Annotated in this window: 7 protein-coding genes; 2 read left to right on the forward strand and 5 right to left on the reverse strand. The window is 73.0% G+C overall.

Features of this window, described 5'->3' with window-relative positions; translation table 11 throughout:
• Positions 1 to 70: 70 nt before the first annotated feature.
• Entirely contained in the window at positions 71 to 1,276 is a 1,206-nt protein-coding gene (locus AB0M95_RS30415) for a M20 family metallopeptidase (RefSeq protein WP_363771817.1), read from the forward strand.
• A 129-nt stretch (positions 1,277 to 1,405) separates the two neighbouring features.
• Here AB0M95_RS30415 and AB0M95_RS30420 read toward each other — a convergent pair whose 3' ends face one another.
• Complete coding sequence (locus AB0M95_RS30420) at positions 1,406 to 2,932, reverse strand: penicillin-binding transpeptidase domain-containing protein (protein WP_363771820.1); 1,527 nt, start codon at positions 2,930 to 2,932, stop codon at positions 1,406 to 1,408.
• Between the two features lie 84 nt (positions 2,933 to 3,016).
• Between AB0M95_RS30420 and AB0M95_RS30425 the strand changes: the two genes are divergently transcribed.
• The gene (locus AB0M95_RS30425; protein ID WP_363771823.1) at positions 3,017 to 3,877 is read left to right on the forward strand and encodes a fused MFS/spermidine synthase; all 861 of its coding nucleotides are present in this window, start codon (positions 3,017 to 3,019) and stop codon (positions 3,875 to 3,877) included.
• Between the two features lie 64 nt (positions 3,878 to 3,941).
• Here AB0M95_RS30425 and AB0M95_RS30430 read toward each other — a convergent pair whose 3' ends face one another.
• The 4 genes from AB0M95_RS30430 to AB0M95_RS30445 all read right to left on the reverse strand — a co-directional run.
• Entirely contained in the window at positions 3,942 to 4,802 is an 861-nt protein-coding gene (locus AB0M95_RS30430; protein ID WP_363771826.1) for a thioesterase family protein, read from the reverse strand.
• A complete protein-coding gene (locus tag AB0M95_RS30435) occupies positions 4,792 to 5,085 on the reverse strand; it encodes a 4a-hydroxytetrahydrobiopterin dehydratase (RefSeq protein WP_363771829.1) in 294 nt (97 codons plus the stop codon). The genes AB0M95_RS30430 and AB0M95_RS30435 overlap by 11 nt, the downstream gene beginning before the upstream one ends.
• A gap of 214 nt (positions 5,086 to 5,299) precedes the next feature.
• On the reverse strand, positions 5,300 to 5,875 hold the full coding sequence (locus tag AB0M95_RS30440; protein ID WP_363771832.1) for a carboxymuconolactone decarboxylase family protein: 576 nt from the start codon (positions 5,873 to 5,875) through the stop codon (positions 5,300 to 5,302).
• 153 nt (positions 5,876 to 6,028) lie between these two features.
• A partial coding sequence (locus tag AB0M95_RS30445; RefSeq protein ID WP_363771835.1) for a hypothetical protein occupies positions 6,029 to 6,252 on the reverse strand: 224 nt, incomplete at its 5' end.

Consider the following 6,252-nt stretch of genomic DNA (forward strand, 5'->3'; position numbering starts at 1 on the left):
TCAGGCAATATCGTTTGAACGCGCGGACGATGCGGGGACATGTCCGTGACAGGGCCGAGAGGAGACGCGGGTGTCACTCCGCGAAGACGCCAACGAACTCAGCGGCGAGCTCGTCCGCCTGCGCCACGCGCTGCACCGCGAGCCCGAGCTCGGCCTCGACCTGCCGAGGACGCAGGAGAAGGTGCTCACCGCGCTCTCCGGGCTGCCCCTCACGGTGTCGACGGGCAAGGGCCTCAGCTCGGTCACCGCCGTGCTGCGCGGCGCGCGTCCCGGGCCCACGGTCCTGCTCCGCGGTGACATGGACGCCCTGCCGGTCACCGAGCGCGGCGGCGCCGTCGTCTCCGAGCTGCCCGGGCGCATGCACGCCTGCGGCCACGACCTGCACACCACCATGCTCGCCGGGGCGGCCCACCTGCTCGCCGCCCGGCGCGACCGGCTCGCCGGGAACGTCGTCTTCATGTTCCAGCCGGGCGAGGAGGGCGCGGGCGGGGCGAAGATCATGATCGACGAGGGCGTGCTGGACGCCGCGGGCGCGCGTCCCGTCGCCGCCTACGCGCTGCACGTCATCAGCTCGGTGCTCCCGCAGGGCGTGTTCGTCAGCCGGGGCGGCCCCATCATGGCGGCGGCGGACCGGCTCATCGTCACCGTCCGCGGCGCGGGCGGGCACGGCTCCACGCCGCACCGCGCCAGCGATCCGATCCCCGCGGCCTGCGAGATGGTGACCGCGCTGCAGACGATGGTGACGCGGGCGTTCGACGTCTTCGACCCGGTCGTCGTCACGGTCGGCAGCTTCCACGCGGGGACCACCGACAACGTCATCCCCGACGAGGCGCGGTTCGAGGCGACCGTGCGGTCGTTCTCCACCGGGACGCACGCCCGTATCCAGGAGCGCATCCTCACCCTGCTGAACGGCATCGCCGCCGCGCACGGCCTCTCCGTCGAGGCCCGCTACGACATCAGCTACCCGGTAACCGTGAACGACGCCTCCGAGGCCGACTTCGTGGGCACGACCGTCCGCGAGGTCTTCGACGACGAGCGCCGGTTCATCCGGGCCCCGCAGCCGTTCACCGGCGCCGAGGACTTCGCGTTCGTCTGCGACGAGGTGCCGTCCGCGTTCGTCGCGATGGGCGCGTGCCCCACAGGGGTCGATCCGGCCCGCGCCGCCTACAACCACTCGGCGGAGGCCTCCTTCGACGACGCCGTCCTCGCCGACGGCGCGGCCCTGTACGCCGAGCTGGCCGTACGCCGCCTCGCCCGCGAGCCCGCGACCGTCTGAGGCGCCCTTCGGCCCTGTACGAGGCTCCTGGGGCTTTCTGGGCCCATTGAGGCGCTTGGGGTGGGTTTGCGACCCACGTACTCAGAAGCCGGCCCGCTCAGACGATGGGCATGTTCGACGTCGGCGCGATCAGAGGGCGCCGAGGAAACGCGCGGCGATCGGGGCGGCGGCGTCCGCCCCCGAGCCGCCGCCCTCGACGAACACCGCGAACGCCAGATCCCCCTGGTACCCGACGAACCAGGCGTGCTCGCCGCCCGAGGCGGACCGGGCCGTACCCGTCTTCCCTGCCGTCCCCGCGGGCAGCCCGGCCGACGCCGCCGTCCCGCCGGTCACGACCGCCGACATCATCGTCCGCAGCGAGACGGCCACCGGGGCGGGCAGCTTCTTCGGCTTCGGCAGGCCGCCGCTCTCCAGGCGGGCGACCGCGCGCTCCGACATCAGCCTCGGCGGGCGCCACGCACCGTTCTGGACCGCCGCCGCGACCGACGCCATGCACAGCGGGGTCGCCCGCACGGAGTTCCCGCCGATGGCGTCCGCGGCCAGTTCCCCGGGGTCGCCCGCCGCGCGTATCGACCCGCAGACCCCGCCGAGGCCCGACTTCAGTTTTCCGCCGAACCCGAACCCCGCCGCCTCCCGCCGCAGGCCGCCGTCCTTGAGACGCTCGGCCGCGAGGCGGGTGAACGACGTGTCGCACGAGAGCGCGAACGCCCGCCGCACCGTCACGGTCCCGTGGTCCTGGTCCCCGGCATTGCCGAAGGTCGGGCCCTTCGGGACGGTGTAGCTGGCGGGGCAGCCCACCCGCGCGCCGGGGGCCAGGCGGTCTCTCAGCAGCGCGGCCGCCGTGACGATCTCGAAGGCCGGGCCGGGCGGGGCGGGCGTGTAGAACGCGCCCTGGCCCGGCAGCCGGTCGGCCACGGCCAGCACCTCGCCCGTGGAGGGCCTGACCGCGACGAGCGCGGCCGGCGCGCCGGCTCCGTCCAGCGCCCGCGCCGCCGCGGCCTGCGTCCACCAGTCGAGCGTGGTCCTGAAGCTGCGGTCCATGGCGTGGCGGAACACGATCAGCCTCCTGGCCCCGCCCGTCTTCGCCGAGACGGCCTCGATCGCCCAGCCCGTCGCCGGGCGCTTCTCCAGGTCGTCGATCCTGCCGGCCAGTTCCTTGAAGTAGGCGTCGGCGCCGCTGTCGTGCGGCAGGGGCTTGCCCTCCCGGGTCAGCAGCTCGGTGCCCGGGACGGTGATCTTCGACAGCCGAAGCCTCTCGTCGGAGCCGATGCCCGGCATGAGCGTCTGGGGCGTCCAGACGACCTTCCACGCGCCGTCCCTGACCGCCAGGTGCAGCACCGAGGAGAACCTCCACTGGCCCAGCTCACCGACCTGCCGCACCCCGTCGAAGGACATGTCGGCGGCGTCCTCGCCGCGGCGCACCACGGCGCCCGCGGTCAGCTTGATCGACAGGATCTGCAGGTCGGAGCTGAGCCGCCGATGGACCTCCAGGAAGTCCGCGGGCGGGGACGCGACCAGGTCGCGCATCTGCGTCTGGTTCGCTCCGGCCCAGGCGTCGAGGTAGGCCCGGCCGGTCTGCTCGGGGCTACCCGTCACCCGCCGCGCGTCCGTGACGACGGCGGCGGTCAGGGCGGCGACGAGAATGGCTGTGCTCACCACAACGAGAGCGAGCACTCCTCGGTGGCGCATACGGTTCTCCCAAAGGTGCCGGGCAGGGCACATAGGGATATACCAGAACGCGTGGGAGAGCGTGTGGGCAAGCCCAAGGAGACGACCCCCGCGCCGGGGCGTTACCCGATCGACTCCGGGGAGGTCGAGCTGCTGCGCGACCTCGACCGGCCGAACGGGTGGCTGCTGAGCGTGGCCGGGGTCCCCCAGTCGTACGTCGACCTGGAGGACCCCACGTACCTGGAGTTCGAGTACGTCCGGCTGATGGCCGACGTCATCGACGTGATCGACGAGGGCCCGCTGGACGTGGTCCACGTGGGCGCGGGCGCCTGCACGCTGCCCCGGTACATCGCCGCGACCAGGCCCGGGTCGCGGCACATCGTGATCGAGCCCGACGGCGCCCTCGTCCGGCTGGTCAGGGAGCGCCTGCGGCTGAGATCGGTGCCCTCGCTCAAGATACGCGTCACGGACGGGCGCAGCGGCGCCACCGGGCTGCGCGACGCCTCGGCCGACCTGTTCGTGCTGGACGCCTTCACCGGGGCCGTCATGCCGCTGGAGCTCGCCACGGCCGAGTACATGGGCGACATCGCCCGCGTGCTCAAGGACTCCGGCACCCTGCTGGTCAACCTGGCCGACGGCAAGGGCCTGGCGTTCGCCCGCCGCGTCGTCGCCACCGTGCGCGGAACGTTCCGCCACGCCGCGCTGCTCGCCGAGCCGGGTGTCCTGCGCGGCCGCAGGTTCGGCAACCTGATCATCGCCGCGTCGCCGTCACCCCTGCCCATCGCCCCCCTGACCCGCCGCGCCGCCGGCGGCCTCACCCAGGCCCGCCTGATCGCGGAGGACGACCTGACCAACTTCGTCGCCGGCGCGCCCCCCATCAAAGACGGCGACCCCGTCCTGGCCCCCACCCCTCCCCCAGACCTCTTCGCCTGAATGTTCGGGGCGCGGCGGTGAACCACACCCGCCGCGGCCTGCGCCCGTACCGGACGGAGATCACCTACCGCGACGCCCCGCCTGGACCTCTCCGACCGGAGAGGCCGGAGAGGTCCGTCCAGTGACGCGGGGACGGACGGGAGGCGTCCTCAGCGGCCGAAGGTGTCGCCGCGTTCGCCACGGCGGTCACCTGGCAGAAACCGATAGGGCCCTGGACGTCGTGGATCGTCGCGGAGCCGGTGGCGATGCCGTCGTCGCTCAGGTGGCCTCGCGACTCCAGCCCGATCGCCTCGCCCACCGGCAGACGGGCGAGGGTGATCGTGTAGTCGGCGTTGATGAAGTGCAGGCCCGCCGTGCCCGAGTTGGTGAGCGGGCTGGCGAAGTCGGCCGCCAGCGCGACGTGGACGAAGGGGGACAACTCTTCGCCCTCCACCATCTGACGGGTCTCTCTCACCCACGCGGTGTACGGCCCGGGACCGGACCAGCCGTCGGCCCGCCAGAAGTCGAACGGCAGGTTCCAGTCCCCCGGGGCGCCGGGCACCGTCAGGTCCGGCGGTTCCAGGGACGGCGGCGGCCAGGCCTCGCCCGGGGGCTGGGCGGCACGGCGCAGCAGGACGGCGCTCGCGCGGGCCACCGGGCCCTGCTCGGTGGTGACGACGGCGTCGGCCACGCGGATGCGGCGGCCCTCCCTGACGCGCGTGGTCTCGACCCGCAACGGGAGCAGGGGGCTGTTGCGGAACAGGTCGACCGTGAGGCGAGCGAAGCGGAACTCCGGGTCGCCGTGCTCGGCCTCCAGCGCCCGCGCGGCGAGGCCACCGAGCAGCCGTCCGTGCAGCATGTCGGGAGACCAGGGGCCCCGGGCGTGCGGGGCGGGGACCAACTCGGCGTCCTTCAGGGCGAAGAACGCGGGGCCGTCATGCGCCATGGTCGGCGGCGATGGCGTCGATCCTCGCGGCGAGCTTGAAGTCCAGGTCGGTCAGGCCGCCGGCGTCGTGGGTGGTCAGGACGAGGTGCAGGCGCCGCCACCGGATGTCGATGTCCGGGTGGTGGTTGAGCTTCTCGGCCTGCTCGGCCACGTCGTTGACGATGGCGATGGCCGCGCGGAAGTCGGGTGCCGTGACCGTCCTCCGGATCTCGTCGCCCTCGCGCCGCCATTCGGGCACCTCGGCCAGCCGGGTGGTGATCGCGGTGTCGTCCAGCCTGTCCATGCGGCCAGTTTTCCATGCGGCGGTCCGCTTGTCGCCATAGGGAACCACATCGACGGCGCCTGGTGTCGTGCGCGCACACAAAGCGGGCCCCAAGCAAGGGCGCCAGGCGCGGGCCGCACACGGTCCGCACGCTGAGCCCGGAAGACGGCCCGGCTCGGATCTCCGGAGTGGAGACCCGAGCCGGGAACAGCCGAGATCGAGGGTGGGGCGGGGGTCAGACGGCGGGTTCCTCGTAGCGGGCCATGTAGCCCTCGGCGACGATGCTCTGGGCGGCGGCCTCGTAGCCCGCGGCGTCGTCCGGGGCCCAGGTGCCGAGCCCGTCGACGTAGCGGTTGTACATGCAGAAGGCCGCCGCGACGAGGACGGTGTCGTGGATCTCCAGGTCGGTGGCCCCGGCCTCGCGCGCGGCGGCGACGAGCTCCGGCGTCACGGCCTTGCCGGTCTGCTGCACGGCGCCGGCGACGCGCAGCAGCGCCTTCACCTTGTCCGACACCGGAGCGGTGTCGAGGTCCGTGCACGTGTCGACGACGACCTCCGCGCCACCAGGGAGCTGGGCGGCGGCGAAGGCGGCGTGGGACGTCGAGCAGAACTTGCACTGGTTGAGCGACGACACGTAGGCGGCGATGAGCTCGCGCTCCCCTCGGGTCAGCGTGTTGTCGTCGCGGTCGATCGTCTCGTCTGCGCGGAGCAGGACCTCGGCGAGGCTGCTCAGCACCCGGCCGGTCTCCAGCCGGTATTCCATCAGCCCGCTGATGCCGGGAGACTCGTTACCCAACTCGATGTGCGCCATGTCACCCTCCCTGGACACGCGGGCGCGCCCACCGGTAGCGGGCCGGTGGGCGCGTCCGTACAACGTGAAAGATTGGCCCCCAAGCCTCACCCCATAGGGGGTGGGGTGGGTAGATCATCCGCGACTTTCAGGGGTGGGGTGGGGTGGGAGCGCTCAGAGGCCCACCATCTGGCAGCCGGCAGTGGACGGCTTGGTGGGGTCGCTCTCGGAGGTGGCGGTGACCTTGACCTTGGCGAGGTGGTTGCCGGACGCCGCGCGCTGGGCTTGAACTCCTCCCCGGCCTGAAGGCCGGAGGTTCTCCCGTCGCGTCGCGGTCAAGCGGCGCGCGGGGGTTGACGCTTCACAGACCGGGCAGCCCCGAGGTCTCCACGTCCTGA

This window comes from Sphaerisporangium sp. NPDC051017 (assembly GCF_040683095.1).
GTDB lineage: Bacteria > Actinomycetota > Actinomycetes > Streptosporangiales > Streptosporangiaceae > Sphaerisporangium.

Excerpts from the sequence above, each read along its gene's own strand:
- AB0M95_RS30430 (WP_363771826.1), bottom strand. The coding sequence starts at position 4,802 with ATGGCGCATGACGGCCCCGCGTTCTTCGCCCTGAAGGACGCCGAGTTG.
- AB0M95_RS30435 (WP_363771829.1), bottom strand. The coding sequence starts at position 5,085 with ATGGACAGGCTGGACGACACCGCGATCACCACCCGGCTGGCCGAGGTG.
- AB0M95_RS30440 (WP_363771832.1), bottom strand. The coding sequence starts at position 5,875 with ATGGCGCACATCGAGTTGGGTAACGAGTCTCCCGGCATCAGCGGGCTG.